We start from the raw sequence: 17,443 nt of genomic DNA, 5'->3' as shown, positions 1-17,443 counted from the left end.
CTCTCCTAGTTGGTGGCTTCTTGATAGATGGTTGTCTCTGCATCTTCCGCGACATCGGTGATGAGCATGTGGCCGGGGGCGTGCGTGATGCAGATTGGCAGTTTTGCGGCCCGCAGAACGTTTTGCGGGGTGACGCCGCAGGCCCAATAGACCGGGACTTCCCCCGACCGGATGTCAACAGGATCACCGTAGTCAGGTTGATCGAGGTTCTTGATACCGATAGCGGCCGGGTCGCCGACAGCGATCGGCGCACCATGCGCCTGTGGATAGCGGCCACTGATGGATGTCGCCTGCTCAATCAGATTCTCAGGCAGCGGACGCATCGTGACGACCATCTGGCCGCTAAATGGACCGGCAGGCTCAAGGTCAATATTGGTGCGAAACATGGGGACGTTCCGACCTGTTTCTATATGCCGTACGGGAACACTCGCCCGCATGAGCGCATTCTCAAATGTGAACGAACACCCCAGCGCGACAGTCACCAGATCATCGGACCATAAGCTGGAAATATCCGGCACCTCGTCCTCAAGCGCGCCGTGCCGGAAAACACGGTAGCGTGGCACATCCGTGCGAATATCAATGTCGCGACCAAGGGTCGGCAACATCGGATCGCCCGTTTCGCTCACCCCAACCAAGGGGCAAGGCTTGGGATTTCGCTGACAGAACCGCAGGAAGTCCAGTGCATAGACCTCAGGGAGAATAGCGAGGTTGCACTGAAGCTTTCCCGGAGCCAAGCCAGACGTATGCGTGTCATACCGCTGCGCTCGAATACGCATGCGGATCTCTTCACTCGTTAAGCGCTGTTCATCTTGAACTGATGGTTGTTGAGACGACATGGCTCCCCCGCGATTCTGTCCTTTGACAGTTCCACAATAGCCAAATTCATTCAAATTATCATTTTATATCAGTTACGATAGATACTTTGAATGTCTATTCTGGGTGAGAAGCATGCCATGCCGTCGCCACATCACGTGCAATTTCTGCACTGTTTTCAACAAGAAAGCTCCGTGGCTCAGCCAAGTAAGATGCGGTAAACTCCAGCGCGGGCGGAACAAAGCCGGGATCAAACTCGACAACTTCATTGGCCACAAGGTGCGGCGTGGCAAGGACGCGCGGGTAAGGCCCAACGGCGATACCTGCCGCGATCATCTTCAAACTGGCCGACAAGGACGCAGAGGAAAAAACCCGGCTCTTCGGGCCAACACGCTGCGCCAATTCTGACGTTAATTCACGGTAGGGGCGGGTCTTGTTCGAGTAAGATATGATCGGGGTTTCAGTGAGGTCGACATCCCCCATTTGGCTGGATTTGTACCAATGCAAGTCAAATCGAGGAAGCGCTACGTTCTTGACCGAGAACTCGGACACTGGCCCCATGAGAAAGGCCAGATCAAGTCGGCGTTCCAGGATCGATGCCCGCAAGTTCAATGAAATATCGACAGTCAGATCAACATTGACCCGCGGGAATTGCGCACTGAACGCCTGAATGAATGATGGAAGCCAAGCCTGCGCGATGGTCTCAGAGGCTCCGAGGCGGAAAAGGCCCTCGGTCTCTGCAGGGTTCGCGACACGCTGTTTGATTTCCTCTTCAACGAACAACATCTGCTCGGCGTAGCCCAAAAGCTGTTGACCCTTCTTGGTCAGTAAAAGCTCACCGGGGCCGCGTTCGAACAGCTTGGCCGCCAACTCGTCTTCAAGATTGGATATCCGCGTTGAAACAGCTGGCTGAGACAGGTGCAACCTGTCAGCGGCCTTTCGAAAGCCGCCAAGGCGCGCGACCCACAGAAATGTGCGAAGTTGTTCGAAGGTCATAGTGATTGTAAATCTCTATCAATATTTGATTAGTTATATAAATTTTCCTTTGCTAGATGCCTAGCAGAAACCTTAACACGAAACATCCCCGCATCTTGCGACGTTGGTCCAAGTGGTTCTGATCCGGTCGGCATCTCCGGGATGCACAGCAACGTGGACTGGATTGGCGAACGGCGATAACCGCCCGCCAACTTCATTCAGATATCGATGCGTTCCGCGATGCTCAACGCATCTTCCAGCTCGACGCCGAGATAACGCACTGTGCTATCGACCTTCGTGTGGCCGAGCAGAAGTTGCATGGCGCGAAGGTTACCAGTCTTGCGATAAATTTCCGCTGCTTTGGTGCGGCGCATCGAGTGTGTGCCGTATCCGCTGGGTTCCAGACCAATCGCCGTCACCCAGTCACGGACCAACCGGCCATACTGCCTCGTTGAGATATGCGGACGGTCATGAAAGCGGCTCGGGAACATAAAGCGGCACCCGATCATCTCGGGTGATCTTACCCACGCAATGACGGTATCCCTTGTGTTCTCGGTGAGTTCAAACTGCACCGGTTTCTTAGTTTTGCTCTGAAGCACTGACGCCCGTTCGCGAACACGACCTTCTTTCACAAGGTCAATGACGGCGAGTTTAACCAGATCGCAGCCCCGCAACTTGCTATCAATTGCAACGTTAAACAGTGCAAGATCACGAAGATGGCCCGCAAGTTCAAGCCGCGCCCGGATGGCCCACACTTGTTTGGGAAGCAGCGGTCGTTTCTGACCGGTGATCCGGCCCTTGTTCCAGGCTTTGCGCTTTGGTGTGACTGCGGGAAGTTGGACTCTTGGCATAATATGCCCTCCAATCCTCCCTCCAAACCCAGACATCAGCACCGCGCTGACAACGAAAACATAGCACTTTTCGAATGGCCGCTGCTTCCTCTGCGCGGCCGAGCAGAGTTCTTCGCTGACGCAGCATTTCCCTAGCTGCGTGCGCTCGCAGCAGGAAAATCGGACTCACAGTATGGGCTCTTCGGTAGCCTTCGCTGCGATATTTACGAACGGCTGGTTTTGCTGGCCGTAACGGCCAAACGCCTTTAAAGTGACCCCTCTCTAAGCTGACAATTGCTTTCGTGATCCCTCAAATAGATCAGTTAACGCTCCATGCTCCGGGTCCAGCCCTTCAATGCAGTAGGGATTCAAGAATTGCCGACCGCCAAACAGGGCTTTGTCTGTTGCGCTGAGGTCAACAAGATCACAGACTGCATCCCATTCACCGGCGATCGTGACAATCTGTTGTGTGATGATGTCGATTGCTTCGTCGTCCGTGAGCAAGAAGTCAGGGGTGGCAGCAAGGCAATTGGCCAATGTGCTCATTCGGTTATCGTCCTTGATCAGCATTGCCTGTGTCGCTTCATTTCCGGTTCTGCCTTGCGGGCAGATGTCATAGGCAGGGGAGAGCGAAAGCATCTTGCCGTCCCAAAAGGCTGCATGATTGCGGGCATGATCGTCCGTGTTGCCACACAGCACGTTAAAGCAGATTCGGCCAAACAGCTCTCGCAGCGTCTCCTTGGGCTTGGCGAAGCGGTGACGAATGATCTCGGCCAGATCCTCGTAGGAGGCATAGCGCGCCATCATCTCATCCAGCCCAAGGATTGTAAGTGCAGACACCATCGCTTTGCGATGCCAGTCCTCACCTGCGCGGGTCCGGTCAAAGCGCTCGATCAAGAGCACGTCTTTGCCGCCAGCTTCAATCATCGAGACGGGCGCGACGTCTAGGCCGCAGGCAGCCGCGAGCTTCATCGCGATGAATTCCGCTTTGACGACGCTATAGAGGTCGCCGCTTGCCGAGAATTTGGCGATCAACTTGCGATCTCCGCGATCGATCAGCGCCTTGGGCCGCGCGCCACCGATTGATGTACCGTGATTGAGCGCCTGATCTAGGCCAAGCGTCAGGGGCGCGCCTTTTTCAATGAGACTGGCTGCCTCGATGAGTTCCTCATATGTGGCTTCGGATTTCCGGCGCGGCACATACTGCGTCGCCGACGCTTGGAAATCGAGGGCACCGATGCGGTCAGAACCGGATGCAAGCAGGTAGGATATTTCTGTGATGTTGCCGACTTCGGCTGTACTCGCCTTTGCGCCCACCAAACGATTGATGATGACACGCCGCCCCCATGCATCCGGAGAGCCGTCGCGAATGCAGCTGGCCATCGAAAGACCGGCCTGAGGTTCGATGATGCCTCGACGCAGCGGGAGTTCGGGTGCGTATATCGGTATTGCATCGGTGCGCTCGAGGTAGCTTGCACCGTAATTGAATACGAACCGGTCCGCATCTTGCGTGATGCGCCCTGCAACGACAGGGGCGGTGCTTTCGGGCAGCCATATCCAGACAAAGGCCTCCGAGGCTTGGGCAAAATTAGAAGTCATCGTCGACCTCTTGCTTGGATGCCCGGACGCTCTTTGGCAGGAGTGTTAGTTTTTCATCAAGGCGGACATTGTGCATTGCAAGCGTACTGTCATCGGCATCAAACAGACGCACGCCAACAAGCGCTGCGACCTCGAAGACCGTGCCGATCTCAGGGCCGGGTGCACCTTTTTCGATGTTATACAGTGTCGTGCGGCTAATGTTTGCACGGTCCGCAAGGTCTTGCGCTGTCATGCCGCGTTCCGTGCGGGCGACGCGGATCAGCTTGCCGAAGATAGACAAAGCTTGCTTCGTAACCCGTGAGTAACTTCTTTTGCGTTTCATGTGCGCTGCCATTGTCTGATTAGATGAACGTGAGATATCTTACGTCCAGTATATTGGACAAGTATTATCAATCTGGCGTCGAGTCAAGATGTTGTCCAGTATTCTGAACGTAATGAAGCGAATGTTCAGGTAAGTGAACGAAACTGGTCTTTGGTGCATCCATTCCAGCAAACCGGCCCCACCAGAGCTTGGGGGGAGATGGAAGAGAGCGAGATGTGTCGTTCCCAGGTCTGACGGAGGCAGGGTCTTTTGATCGGCGCGTTGTCAGTCAAACAGGAAGTGAAGATGCCTTCTCGCAGTTTCTTTTGTCAGTGTTCACTATCAGCGACGTGGCCATAGGCTTTCTCCTGATGTGTTGAGTTGCTCGATAATGCTGGTCGCAGCTGTCGCCCCGTCCACAAAGGTTGCCCCCGATCTTTTTCCCCTGTCCCTGCGGGCCATTCCTCGCGACACAAAAAGATCCGCGCCTGCCCCTCTCCGCTGACGCTTCGCCTTCGGTGTGTCCGGGCCTTGGCCAGCTGCAAGGTGACCATCATTGCAACGCAAACAAGGAGAAAAGCAATGACCACGAACTGCATCAAATTCACCAGCGACGATATCGAAACCGCAAAAGGTATCGGCTCGATTTCAACCCTGACCTTCGACCTCGACATCACGGTTGAACCAGTTGCCAGCAGCAACCCCATGGCACCAACGCATCGCGTCCTCGGCCGCTCCCCTCGCGGCAAACTGGTCGAATGCGGTGGCATCTGGAAGAAGCAGAACAAAGACACTGGTTCTGACTACTTCACCCTGACGGTCCGCGATCACGCCTTCAATGCCAACCTCGGCAAAGCCGCGAGCCAGGATGACATGTCCCTGCAGGCCATCATCCCTTGGGGTCCGAAAGACGCCGCTTAACAGTCAAGCCAGACCGCTTCGGCGGTCTGGCTACTTTTCCCGCACGGCAGTGAGCACTGCCCATGTGGAATAAACGGCCGATATGCGCAGTACATTATTAGCAAAGTGCGCAGAGGTCGAATGGTCGAAGAGATGTTTGATTATTTTTCCCAATCACATTAACCAGGCAAAAAGCAGGAAAATGTCGGCGACCCGTAATGCTGTGTGCAGTGCGAGCGCTGCGGTGACCCAAGCCCCCAAAGGCAAGGTTGCAAGCCGCATTTACAAGCCTATCTCGGAGCCGCTCTTTTTTACTGAGTTAACTGTATGACTGAGTGTGCTGCGGTACGAACCAATTTTACCAGTTGTGACGGCATCAAACCGATTTGGATGATCTGGTTGCCAATTTGAACGCCATCGTCGTTTAAGGCGGTACATCAGCTTGAACTCGCTTCTGTCCGAATTTTGCGGTATATTTCGGACATGGTCGGATCTGCACAATTGAAAACTTTGCCAGACCGCCTACGCGCTCGTGTAGATGACGCGCCGCGACAAGTGTGGACGCCAGCTGATTTTGCCGACATCGGGGGTCGCGCAGCTGTCGATAAGGCACTGCAGCGCATGGTCACGTCCGGTCAGCTGCGCCGCATCCAGCGCGGGCTCTACGACAAACCATCCCAGAATGCGCTGACAGGCAAATCTACCGTACCAGACTACCGCGCCGTCATCGATGCAATCGCGCGTCGCGATCAGGTTCGCTGGTTGATCGATGGTATGACGGCTGCCAACACGCTCGGCCTCACCAACGCGGTGCCGGCCAAAATCGAAGTGCTTGTTGATGCGCGGTTAAAGCCTGTCACTCTAGACAATCAAAAGATCGTCTTCAAACAAGCGGCACCTAGTCGGCTGTATTGGGCAGGGCGCCCTGGCATGTATCTGGTGCAGGCCTTGCACTGGCTTCATGACGTCATGTCGAGCGACGAAGAACAGGCGGCTGTTCAAAGCGCAGTGCGTCGCCTGCTAGCCAGCCACGAAACTGGCCCGGCACTGTTGGACGATCTGAAAAGTGGTTTCGCTGCTACGCCAATTTGGATGCAGGACATTTTGCGTGGGCATCTGTTTGGTGCGGCTGCGGGTGATCGAGGCTGAGCATGGAAGGTTTGAACGCCCCGCTCTCTCCAGATGATGAAATGGCCGCTCGGATGATCGGTGATTACCAAAATGCTGAGGCCATGATCTTCGGTGAGGCTCCATCCTTTGATGCAATCCTGGCGTCGACTGGGTCTCTCGAGGACCAATTGAACCAAGCTTGATCTTGTGGCTTTGAAGCTGTCGTTCGGTTTTTTGGAGCGGCTTGGTTGAGATCAGGTGAGCAGCAACTTCGTATCTGAGTGTGGGATACCGTCCTCTTTCGCCTGCAGGAAAACTGGTGAGAGACGGTTCAATTCTTCACCGTGTTGTGCTCTTCCCATTGACCTGTTGGCCCATCAGATCGCTAGCCCGGAGGCGAGCGGGCTGCAACGCTTGGGCAAGGTTTCTGGACGGCTGGCGCCTTGCGCGCTGCTTTGCATCGCCCACAACAAAAATCGCCCTTCACGTGCTCCATTTCATTGCGCCCCAAGTTGGGTGCAGCCCGCTCTGATGCCTCCGGTCTTTTCCACGATCCGTCCAACGACGATCAATGGAAAGGATCACAACATGACATTCGAACAATCTCTCGACCTCGCAGAACTGCAAGCTGACATGGCCTTTGAAACCTACCTCTCAGCCTTTGAGGAGGGTGACCATCCTGAAGTCATAGACAGCCTCGCAACCGAGGCTCTGATTGCCCAAGATCGCTGCGCAGATTTGCGCTCTCAGGATCTGGCTCATTGAGCCAGATACCCCTGCGGATTGAGTGATCCGCAGGGGAGGGCGACCTCCTGTGGGAGGCCCCAGACAGGCAGTTGTAGAAGCTGACACCGACGCGGTCGGGCGTCAGCTTTTTTGCTGTTTTCATGTTGATCACTCGATGCGCCTTGGGGGCGCATATCCTTGCGTATTGTTTTGTATGTGAAGGCCCGCGCTCGCTTTGTGCGAGCTGCCAACAGGGTCAGTCAGAATGTTTCTGATAGTTGGTGTGGCCTCTGGGAGGCGGCGTGAAGCGCATAGAAATTGAACTCATGCAAAAAGATAAATTGCGCAATATGTATTATTGATATATGAAGGAAGGAGAAGAAAAGGACGTTGGCAGGATATGCCACTTGTCTGCGACATTTGTCCGAGGGGTCTGAGAGCGTGCCACGCAAGAAAGAATCCACCAACACGCGCGAACGCGCTTGCAAGCAAGCGCTGCCTCGCACGCGCCGCCGGATATTTGATTTTGAATGTAGCGAGGTGCACTTGTGATGAAGACAGGAAGACCAAAACGCCTCAAGCTGGAGCAGCGCATTGAGCTGGCGCGGCGCTATCATGCAGGTGAAACCCCAAAGGTATTGGCGGAAGCCTATGGCGTCTCTCGCAGGCATGTGACGCGGCTTGCAAAGGAAGAGCAGGGCGAAGGACTGGCGGTGCGTGATCCCTCTGAACGGGTCAGTTTCCGCGCCTCAGCGTCAGAGCTCGCAGCCTTTGATGCAGAGTGGCAGACACGTGGTTTCGCCAACCGCTCCCAAGCCCTCAATGCAGTGCTGCGCGGACGGTGTGGGTTCCTTGATGTGCCGCGCGATCTAGTTGCTGAATTCTGTGCCAGTTGGCGACAAGCCAAGGACGTCAGTGATGCTGGTTTGGCGCTCGCAAAGGCTGTGCATCGCGGCAAGATTTCCGTGTCGCTTGAGGACCGCGCATTGCTTGTAGACCTGCTTGATCTTGCGCAGTGCATGAGCCGTGAGCTCGGCCAGATGAAGTATGCAGCGCAGGTCCGACGCAAGCAGGATTGGCCGTTAAAGGAAGAAGGGGATGCCACCCTGCGGGCGCATCCAGATGAGACTGCGCGCGTGGCATCGGGACTGAGATTGGTGGCAGGGGAGGGTGGCCGCGAAGGGGTGCGGGAATCGGCTGCTTTGGTTCCGAACGGCGGGTCTGCGCTGCAAGCGGGCGCGATCGTGATTGATCGGAACATCTCCAATGGCTGATCCGCTCGCTCTTTACAGTTCCGTCATGGGGAAGCTCTGGGAGGATGAGCGGATCCGGGGCAAAGCCGCGGCGCGGATTGATGCGCGTATCGCGGGCCGGCGGCAAGGGCGCAGCTTTGGGCGCGTCGGATCCATGTCGGCGCGCAACGTCGCCAAGGCTGCCAGTGGCCAGAGCCAGGCGGCTGTGTTCAAGCGGATCAGGGCAGGGGGGTGCAAAACACAAGCCTCTCTTGGCAATCAGCTTGCCTATATCAATGACAAGGCCGTCTACACTTATTCGACCATGACCAATGCGCTGACGGATGACGCGGTGCTGTCTGAAGATCAGAAGTCAGATATCATCGAGGCTTGGTCGGAGACCTGGCGCGGATCGACCAAGCTCGGGTTCACCTCACACATGCTGCTGTCGTTCCCGACAGACGTCACCGTCGATCAGGTGCGCGACATCGCGATGGACTGGACGGAGCATTTTTTCGAGAGCGGTGAGTACGGTGATCAGTGGGATTACGTTCTCGCCGTACATGACGACCGCGCCCACAAACATGCGCACATCATTCTGAACAACCGTGGGCTCGATCAGGGCACATGGTTTTCTTGCTGGGCTGAGGGCGTGATGTCGCCGCAGCTAATGCGCGAAAAGCAGGCCGAGATCGCAGAAGGCTATGGCGTCATACTCGACGCGACGACCCGTCTCGAGCGGGGTATCTTTGAGAAGCCAGCGGGTCTTGCTGAAATCTACCGCGCCAAAGAAGAAGCGCGCTTGCCGCGCGAGATCATCATGACGGCCGAGGAATCCGCCGTCGCACAAGCGCAGGTCGTGGGCTTTGCCAAAGACTACACAGAGTTTGCCGAGCTGCTGGACCGCATGGACCAGCGCCATCTGGCCCGCGCCGTGCGCGGTATGGCCGCCAATCTGGGCACTGGCACCCCTTGGACATTCACCGAAGGAGAGATCGATATGAAAGACATCAAAACCGTTGGTGATGCCATCGACTATTCCGAGCGCACGATCGAAGCGTTGCGGCTGAAAGCCGAAGAGCTTGATGTAACCGAGCGCGCCGCGTTTGAAGCCAAGGCCGCTCCCGTCATTGCGGACTTGTCACAGATGGTGCCCGATCCAGAACTGCGCGCGCGGTTTGGCAAGCAGCTTGAAGAGCCCTATCCGCCCGGTGCTGGAAACGAGGTGCTGACCGCAGCGCTGCAGTCTGGCAATGACGACGCTTTGAAAGATGTCCTAGCGCAAGCCGATGAGGCGGGCATGGATAGCAATGAGTTGGTGGCGCGGATTACAGCTGGCGGCACGAAGAATTACGGCATGGCGCAAGACTGGGTTGAGCGGGACATGAATGCCGTCCTCAGCAAAGAGGGGCTGACGGTCGAGAGTGCGAATGATGAGCAACTCGATGGGGCGTTGGAACGTGTCGATGGGGTGATGGAAGCCCTGACCGAGCGGGCCAAAGAACTCGGTGTCGCAATCGGGTTGAGCCTTGCAGAGGAAGAGGCGGCAGATCTGCCCTTGATCGATGAGGATGATCGCAGCCCCAATACCTATCTGCAGGATCTGGCGGATATGTTGCGCGATGGGCAGTTGTCAGAAGTTCAGGAAGAAACTGTTGAGCGCACTCTGCAGGCTGAGCTGTTCAAAGAGCTGGGCGAGGAAGGCCTCGGCGAGCTGCGGCGCGGGAACTACGAAGTCCTCAACGACGTGCTGCCGGGCAAGATCGATCAGATCACCGTCACACAAGAATTCCTAGAAATGACCTTTGAAGAAACCGGCGACCAGGTCTTCACTGATCGTGCATCCAGTCTGCAGCAGGACAAGGCAACCGAAGTGGCGCAGCTCAAAGGGCAGCAAGAGGCGCAGACCTTAGGCAAAGACCTTGGGCGTGATCGTGGTCTCGACGACGAGATGGAATTCTAGAGCGAGGATGAACACATGAACAAAGCATTTCCTCTTTGGGCCGCACTGCCCTTTGGCGCAATCTGCGGTGCGATCCTCGGGACCATTGTCGCAAGCTTCTATTTGGCATTGGCGCTGCGAACGGGGTTTGGCAATTTCGACATGCTGGCTGTGTGGAACGCCAGTCCTGGATTGCGCGCGGCACACCCTGAAGCCTTCAAGGTGGCTTACGGTGCAGTTGGCTTTGGATCCATCGGGCTCGGTGGCCTTGCACTTGCTTGGACCTGGAAGAAAGAACGGGATGACTACGGTTCGGCCCATTGGCAGACCAAACCAGAGCTTATGAAAAACGACATGCTGCATAAGCCGGGGAAGGGGTTTGTTTGCGGCAAGCTCGGACTGCCAAAGTCAAAGGGCGGATTTATTTCTTCTGCGGCAATCCCGCATGTGATGATGGTGGCGCCAACGCGGGCGGGTAAAGGTGTGGGCTTCGTGATCCCAAACCTGATGGCCTTCGCAGGATCTGTGGTGGTCCTCGATGTCAAAGGCGAGAACTTCGAGAAAACATCCCGCTTGCGTGCACTCAATGGCGATGAGGTTTATCGCTTCAGCCCGTTTGATTGGTCCAATGCCACGCACCGTTACAACCCGCTGTCGCGCATCGCCAAAGCGCCAACCTTTGCGCAGCGGTTTACGGAAGTCAGCATCTTGGCTGATCTGTTCCTCGATAAGGACAACAAGACGCTGGATACGTTTTCAGAGGCAGGCAAGTCGATCTTTGTGGCAGCCTGTCTGCTGGCGATCCAGCGCGGCACAGCAAACCTTGGCGAGGTGAACAAGATCGTTGCGGGTGGTGAGTACAAGAACGCCCAATACAAGACTTATGCCGATGAGGCGGAGGAAGCTATTCTGCGCGAACTTTGGACCAACGCGGCCAGCGCGTCATCGCGGTTGCTGACCTCAAATATTCAGGCGCTGATGACGGCGGGCTTGAAACAGTGGGACAATCCGGCGGTCCGCTCAGCCACTCAAGTCAGCGATTTCGATTTCGCGACGTTCCGCAAAACACCGCAGTCACTCTACATCGCGGTTTCAGAAGACCACATCGCGACGCTGGCACCACTATTGCGGCTGATGTTCGCGGACTTGATTGCATCGATCCGTCTCAAAGAGCCAGAACAAGATGAGCCGTGGCCAGTCATGATGATGATTGATGAATTCCAGCAGATGGGCGCAATGCCGTATTTGGAACGCGCGATCCATTCGCTGGCGAGCTATGGGGGCAGGGTAGCGATGATCGCGCAGTCGCTGGCATCGTTGGATCGCATCTATGGGTCCGAGGGCCGTGAAAGTTTGGAGAACGGTGCAGGGCTGAAGCTTTACATTACGCCGCGGGATCAGCGCACGGTAAAGGAGGTTTCGGTGGCTGTGGGCAGCACGACACGGGAAGCGGTGACGCGGATGTACGGGCGGAACAAAGGGATACTTGGTGCGACGTCGACATCTGCCCGATTGGAGGAGCGGCCGCTGCTATCGGAGACAGAGGCGCGGCTGATGGATCCCGACGAGGTAATAATCTTGGCGTCGCCGCAGCATCCGATCAAAGCGCAGCGCATCAAGTACTACGATGATCCGCTTTTTAAGGCGATGGACGCCAAACAGAAGGACAAGCCGTTTCCTTATCCGCCAAGTGTGGAAGGTGTTGGGCCATGGGGTGTTGGGAGTGACGAGAACAGAGCGCAGGGGGCAAATGAAACCGGGGGCCATCCGCCGGCGCGAGATCGTGCGGAACGGCGCGAGGCGCGGGGGATGCGGGTGATGGGTGAAGGGGTTGAGATGGAACAGCAGCCTGCGCCAGAGGCGCTCGAGCGAGAGGCGGATGTGCCGAAGGCTTGGGAGCAGACGCTGGATATGCGGGAAGAGCTTATCGAGGAATTGTTAGGGTACTAGAGGCTGTTGTCGCGAACAACAGCGGACGTTGGAGCAAGCCGTAGCGGATTCACAATTCGAGCCCGAGGCGGTCATTGCTATTTCTCGCTGCGCGCGCTCGCAGCAAGAAAATCGCTGCATCAGCTTTGCTCATGGCGCTGCAAGGCGGCGGGAAAACCGGCCATTGGTGCAAGGCGCAGCAAAGATTGAGGCGGCAACTCACAGGTTGCGAACAAAGGGTGAATTCACTGCATGCGCGACAACGGCCGGTCGATGAGCATCGCGACTGCATTAGATGTAGGTCGGGCAGCGCTCCACGAGATCCCAACGTATTGGCCGCCCCTTCGTTTGTTAGGAGTGCTACTCGACAATTTCAGCCCATCTTAATAGACTCTACTCTCTAAGTCCTCAGGGTCCGGCGTCAAATGCGTGACATAAACATCAGAGCAACCGAATACTTCGAATCCGTGGCGCGGCTCGGGACGGTTACGAAGGCCGCGCAGGAACTCGGCGTGTCGCCATCGGCCGTAAGCCAGCAACTACGAATCCTAGAAGAGCAATTTGGCGTCAAACTTTTTCGCCGCGAAAAGCGACGGCTTATTCTGACACTGGACGGAGATCGTCTGTTTCAAACCACGACCCAGGCCTTCAGTGCCATCCGAAACGCCCGAGGCGCGATCTCGCGCCAGCGGGATACACGCAATCTGACCCTTCGGGTCAGCCCCAGCTTCGGCGTTCGTTGGCTTGGTCCAAAAATCGCAAATTTTGCGACAGAAAATCCCGACTGGAACATCCGCATTGACGCAACGCCCGACTTCACCGCATTCGATACCGAGGCGGTCGATTTTGACCTGCGCTACGGTTTGGGCGGTTGGACGGGCCTGACAGTCAACAACGTCATACATGATCTTGTGCTTCCGCTGTGCAGTCCGGATTACCTTGCTTCGTTGCAGGAACACTCCGACGATCCGCGCGAACAGATCAAGGCGGCGCGCCTGATCGACAGCGTGAAGATGCTGTATCGTTGGGATCTATGGCTTGCTTCGAACAAGATCGAGATCGAGGGCCTGACATATCCTTTTCGCTTCGACCGATCCTCGATGTCGATTGAACTGGCAAAGCAGGGCGGCGGGCTTGCGCTTGACAGCGTGACGCTCTGCCTGCCGGAATTACAGCGCGGTGAGCTTGTACCGTTCTCGACGAATTTCGACGTTATAGATTTCCCGGCCTATTGGTTCGTTTGTCCGCCACGCCACTTCAACCGCCGTATCGTGAGCCGATTTGCGAGCTGGCTTCAGTCCAGTGCAGACGAGCACGAAGCCGGCGCGCGCAAGTTTCTGACCGGCTTGGGGTGCAGCTTTCGGCCCGAATCCGGGCCGGAACTGATCGATGTGAAACCTTGGGGTATTTAGTAAATCGTCAAGGCGGGTACGTAAGAGATGAGCAAAAGGACCACGATTGCCACACCGTAGAACGGCAGCAACCACTTCACGGTCTGGCCAATACTCGCACCCGAGATCGCCGAGGATATGAACAAAGTCGTGCCAACAGGCGGGGTGTAAAGACCGATCGCCAAGTTGACGACCATCATCAGACCAAGCTGCACAAGGTCCAGACCGATCGCATTGCCGATCGTGACGAATAGTGGGCCGAGAAGAAGAACTGCGGCAGGCAGATCGAGAAACGCGCCAACGATCAGCATCACCACATTCAAGGCAAGGATAACCATCCAGGGTTCTGAGAAGGTCAGTTGTACCCATTCAGCAAGCTCCTGTGGGACTCGCTCGGCTGTCAGAACCCACTGGATCGTCGAGGATGCCATGATGATGATCATGACTGCGCCGGTCATCAGCCCGGTGTCGACCGAAGCCTGCCAGATTCCGCGCCATGTGAGGTCGCGATAGACAAGACCGGACACCAGAAGTGCGTAGGCCACCGCCATGACGCTGACCTCGGTCGGCGTGGCGACGCCGAAGCGCAGGGTGCCGATCACGAAGATAGGCATAAGCAGCGCGGGGATCGCTGCGAAAATCTGCGACTTAAACGCCCGGAATCCGCCTTCGAGCGGCGAGCGCGGCAGGTTCTTTATTCCCGACACCACGGCGACTGCCGCGAACATACCAACGCCGAGCATGACACCCGGCAGGATACCGGCGATGAACAGGTCAACGATTGAGACATTGGACACGAGGCCAAACAGGATCAGCGGAATAGACGGCGGGATCAGGACCGACACGGTTGACGAGGCCGAGTTGATCGCGGCCGAAAACCCGGCCGGATAACCTTCTTTCTTCTGCACCGGGATCAGCGCATTACCAAGCGCGGAGGCATCGGCCACCGCCGAGCCAGAGACGCCGCCGAACATCACCGAACCGATGATCGAGACCTGGCCCAGACCCCCTTTGAAATTGCCGACAATCAGTCGTGCGATATTGACGAGATAGACGCCGAACTTGCCCGACATCATCAGGTTGCCAGCGAGGATAAAAAACGGGATCGCCAGCATCGGGAAGCTTTGTGTCGGCGTATAGAGTCGCTGTGCGATCACCGCCATCGGCTTGCCGTCGAGCCAGAGCGCAGCAGCGACCCCGCCCAGCATGGCATGGGCGACAGGGACCGAAATTGCCAGCAGAATGAAGAAAATCCAGACGAGGGGAGCGGTCATGATGGTCTCCTTTCAGCTCAGGCTTGCGTGTTGGGGATCGTGATTGGCAACATCTTCGCCGGACAGCGCCCTAAAGAGGTTAAGCGCGGCAATGAGCGCCATGGCCGCGAAAGCGTAGACAAGACTCGAATACCCCCACACCTGCTTTATGCCGAGGGTCGACAGGGTCTGGAACTGCGAGGCCTTCAGGATTGGCTGGCTACTCCAGAGAACACTGATGGCAATGATCAGGATAATCGCTTGGATGATCAGATTGAGCCCGAGAAGCGCCCGGCCTTTCAGCAGATCAGAAAGCAGCGTGATCGCAATATTGCGCCCGCGCGCTGAAGCAATCACGAGCCCACCAGCCACCAACCAAGGCAGCAGGATCGCATGTATTTCAGAAGCCCATGGGATGCCGGAGCCAAGAGCGTAGCGTAGGATCACATTGACGAGAAGTGCTACGAACATTGACGCGAGACAGGCTGCCACGATGATCCGGCCGCTCCAGTCCAGTACGTTAGTAGCCCCGCGAGCCAGGCTGAGGAAGGGGCTGTTCTGCCCCTTCCCGCCATTCTCCGGGGACTTGCGGTCCCCGGCGGACATCACAGGCCCGCCGCTTCGCGTAGTGCCGCAACGAGCTCAGGGTACTGCTCCGCGTACTGGTCGTAGACGGACTGCGTTGCTTCTTGATATGCCGCCTTGTCGGCTTCGGCGAAGATCGCGCCTTCGGCTTCCATCGTCGGCCGAAGCTCCTCGTCAGAGGCCAGTACCAGATTTCGTTGAAGCTCGCCAGCTTCGGCCACGGCGTCGGTGACACAGGTTTGCGTCGCCTCGTCAAGGCCCGACCACCAAGCCAGACCCGCGACGACCGGCGTGGATTCGTACTTGTGGCCGGTCAGCGTGACGTAGGGGGTAATTTCGTGCAGGTTGGCCGAGTAGATGTTCACAAGCGGGTTTTCCTGCCCGTCAAAGACGCCGGATTGCAGCGCGGTCGGCAGTTCTGACCATGCCAGAGGAGCTGGAGATGCACCCAGAGCCTCGAAGATGTCGACCGTCATCTGATCGGGGGGGGTGCGGATCTGCATGCCCGACAGATCAGCAGGGGTTGGAACGCCCTTCTCAGTATGAGTGACGTTCCGGATGCCGTTGTCCCAGAAACCCAAAACCTTGAGGCCTGCGTTGTTGGCGCGTGCGTCGATCATATCACCGACCTCCCCGTCAAGCACGGCCCAAGCGGTCGGCAGATCCTTGAACAGGAAGGGCAACCCCAAGAGGCCCACTTCAGGTACGATCTGGCTCATTGCGCCTTGGCTATTCGCAGTGATGTTGATGACACCTGCCGTGGCAGAGGTTAGCATCTCGGAGTCGTCACCCATCGTAGCAGAGGCTGCCACGTTCACGGTGTGCTCGCCGCCCGTGCACGCGGTGAAAAGTTCGGCGAACTTCTCTGCTGCGACATAGCGCGGATTGCCTGGGTTGGAGCCGTGGGCGAAGATGATCTCGTCCGCTTGTGCGGTGCCCGCGATTATGGTCGTGGTGGCCAGAACGGCCATTAGTGTTGTCTTCATTGTAGGTTCCTCCCTTTGAGAAGACTTCAGGTTTTGGCGCCATTCCTCATGACGCCGGCTTTTAGCTCGGGGATCAGTGGATCAAAGAGCCTCCGTTGACGTCGACCTCAGTGCCTGTGCAGTAGGCGGAAAGGTCGGACGCAAGAAACAAGGCGCAGCCGGCGACGTCTGACGCCGCTCCGGCTCGGCCCATGGGAATGCCGTCCAGCACCATCTGTTGCTGATCAGCGGTCAGCTTACCTGCTGTGATGTCAGTGGCGATGAAGCCGGGACAGATGGCATTCACGCGCACGTTGTCGGGGGCCAGCTCACGCGCCATTGCCTTGGTCAGACCAAGGACACCGGCTTTGGCTGCGGAATAATGCGGCCCGCCAAAAATACCGCCGCCGCGCTGCGCAGAGACGGACGACAGGTTGACGATGGAGCCGGATTTCTGCGCTATCATCCCGGGGATGACGGCCTGGCTCACATAAAGCGTGCCGCGCAGGTTCACGTCTGTCACCGCGTCATAGTTCTGCGGCTCGATCTCCATGATCTTGAGTGGCTGGGTGATCCCGGCGTTGTTGACCAGAATGTCAATCCGGCCCCAGCTGTCCATCAGCGTCTGGATTGCCGCATTGCAGGCATCTTTGTCAGTGACGTTACAGGCGAGACCGACATGACCCTTACCGAGGTCCGCCGCTGCGGCCTTTGCCGCGTCAGCGTCGAGATCAAGAATGGCAATTGTTGCGCCGTGTTCGGCGAACATTTGCGCTGTCGCCTTGCCGAGACCTCGGGCCGAGGCCGCGCCGGTCACAATGGCGTACTTGTTCTTCAGAAGCCCCATAGCCTCTCTCCTCCCTTAAATTGTGTTGGACTGACTAAACCCTAA

Annotated in this window: 16 protein-coding genes; 7 read left to right on the top strand and 9 right to left on the bottom strand. The window is 56.9% G+C overall.

Annotated features, from left to right (window positions below):
• Positions 1–5: 5 nt before the first annotated feature.
• The 5 genes from R1T45_RS00920 to R1T45_RS00900 all read right to left on the bottom strand — a co-directional run bounded on the left by R1T45_RS00920 (position 6) and on the right by R1T45_RS00900 (position 4,539).
• A complete protein-coding gene (locus tag R1T45_RS00920) occupies positions 6–836 on the bottom strand; it encodes a putative hydro-lyase (protein ID WP_317388829.1) in 831 nt (276 codons plus the stop codon).
• Between the two features lie 94 nt (positions 837–930).
• Complete coding sequence (locus R1T45_RS00915; protein ID WP_317388828.1) at positions 931–1,809, bottom strand: LysR family transcriptional regulator; 879 nt, start codon at positions 1,807–1,809, stop codon at positions 931–933.
• Positions 1,810–2,006: 197 nt separating this feature from the next.
• Positions 2,007–2,639 (bottom strand): tyrosine-type recombinase/integrase, encoded by a 633-nt coding sequence (locus R1T45_RS00910; protein WP_317388827.1) that lies wholly within the window; start codon positions 2,637–2,639, stop codon positions 2,007–2,009.
• Between the two features lie 261 nt (positions 2,640–2,900).
• Positions 2,901–4,217, bottom strand: a complete 1,317-nt coding sequence (locus R1T45_RS00905) for a type II toxin-antitoxin system HipA family toxin (protein ID WP_317388826.1) — start codon at positions 4,215–4,217, stop codon at positions 2,901–2,903.
• Positions 4,207–4,539: a helix-turn-helix transcriptional regulator gene (locus R1T45_RS00900; protein WP_317388825.1), complete on the bottom strand. Its 333-nt coding sequence runs from the start codon at positions 4,537–4,539 to the stop codon at positions 4,207–4,209. The genes R1T45_RS00905 and R1T45_RS00900 overlap by 11 nt, the downstream gene beginning before the upstream one ends.
• A gap of 561 nt (positions 4,540–5,100) precedes the next feature.
• Here R1T45_RS00900 and R1T45_RS00895 point away from each other — a divergent pair.
• From R1T45_RS00895 to R1T45_RS00865, 7 genes are all read left to right on the top strand, one after another.
• The gene (locus R1T45_RS00895) at positions 5,101–5,439 is read left to right on the top strand and encodes a DUF736 family protein (protein WP_067294723.1); all 339 of its coding nucleotides are present in this window, start codon (positions 5,101–5,103) and stop codon (positions 5,437–5,439) included.
• Positions 5,440–5,901: 462 nt separating this feature from the next.
• On the top strand, positions 5,902–6,567 hold the full coding sequence (locus R1T45_RS00890) for a DUF6088 family protein (RefSeq protein ID WP_317388824.1): 666 nt from the start codon (positions 5,902–5,904) through the stop codon (positions 6,565–6,567).
• A 549-nt stretch (positions 6,568–7,116) separates the two neighbouring features.
• On the top strand, positions 7,117–7,293 hold the full coding sequence (locus tag R1T45_RS00885) for a hypothetical protein (RefSeq protein ID WP_007120927.1): 177 nt from the start codon (positions 7,117–7,119) through the stop codon (positions 7,291–7,293).
• A 512-nt stretch (positions 7,294–7,805) separates the two neighbouring features.
• On the top strand, positions 7,806–8,528 hold the full coding sequence (locus R1T45_RS00880; RefSeq protein WP_007120925.1) for a helix-turn-helix domain-containing protein: 723 nt from the start codon (positions 7,806–7,808) through the stop codon (positions 8,526–8,528).
• Entirely contained in the window at positions 8,521–10,449 is a 1,929-nt protein-coding gene (locus R1T45_RS00875; protein WP_317388823.1) for a relaxase/mobilization nuclease domain-containing protein, read from the top strand. The genes R1T45_RS00880 and R1T45_RS00875 overlap by 8 nt, the downstream gene beginning before the upstream one ends.
• 15 nt (positions 10,450–10,464) lie before the next feature.
• The gene (locus R1T45_RS00870; protein WP_007120923.1) at positions 10,465–12,378 is read left to right on the top strand and encodes a type IV secretory system conjugative DNA transfer family protein; all 1,914 of its coding nucleotides are present in this window, start codon (positions 10,465–10,467) and stop codon (positions 12,376–12,378) included.
• Positions 12,379–12,782: 404 nt separating this feature from the next.
• The gene (locus tag R1T45_RS00865) at positions 12,783–13,769 is read left to right on the top strand and encodes a LysR family transcriptional regulator (protein WP_007120922.1); all 987 of its coding nucleotides are present in this window, start codon (positions 12,783–12,785) and stop codon (positions 13,767–13,769) included.
• Here R1T45_RS00865 and R1T45_RS00860 read toward each other — a convergent pair.
• The 4 genes from R1T45_RS00860 to R1T45_RS00845 all read right to left on the bottom strand — a co-directional run bounded on the left by R1T45_RS00860 (position 13,766) and on the right by R1T45_RS00845 (position 17,398).
• Positions 13,766–15,022 (bottom strand): TRAP transporter large permease, encoded by a 1,257-nt coding sequence (locus R1T45_RS00860; RefSeq protein ID WP_007120921.1) that lies wholly within the window; start codon positions 15,020–15,022, stop codon positions 13,766–13,768. The genes R1T45_RS00865 and R1T45_RS00860 overlap by 4 nt on opposite strands.
• A gap of 12 nt (positions 15,023–15,034) precedes the next feature.
• Entirely contained in the window at positions 15,035–15,607 is a 573-nt protein-coding gene (locus R1T45_RS00855; RefSeq protein ID WP_007120920.1) for a TRAP transporter small permease, read from the bottom strand.
• Positions 15,607–16,572: a TRAP transporter substrate-binding protein gene (locus tag R1T45_RS00850; RefSeq protein ID WP_040701884.1), complete on the bottom strand. Its 966-nt coding sequence runs from the start codon at positions 16,570–16,572 to the stop codon at positions 15,607–15,609. The genes R1T45_RS00855 and R1T45_RS00850 overlap by 1 nt, the downstream gene beginning before the upstream one ends.
• Before the next feature lie 73 nt (positions 16,573–16,645).
• A complete protein-coding gene (locus tag R1T45_RS00845) occupies positions 16,646–17,398 on the bottom strand; it encodes an SDR family NAD(P)-dependent oxidoreductase (protein WP_007120918.1) in 753 nt (250 codons plus the stop codon).
• Positions 17,399–17,443: the final 45 nt, after the last annotated feature.

Source organism: Sulfitobacter sp. LC.270.F.C4, from assembly GCF_032922545.1.
GTDB lineage: Bacteria > Pseudomonadota > Alphaproteobacteria > Rhodobacterales > Rhodobacteraceae > Sulfitobacter > Sulfitobacter profundi.
The sequence above is the reverse complement of the archived record's forward strand: the minus strand, read 5'-3'. Positions and strand labels throughout refer to the sequence as shown.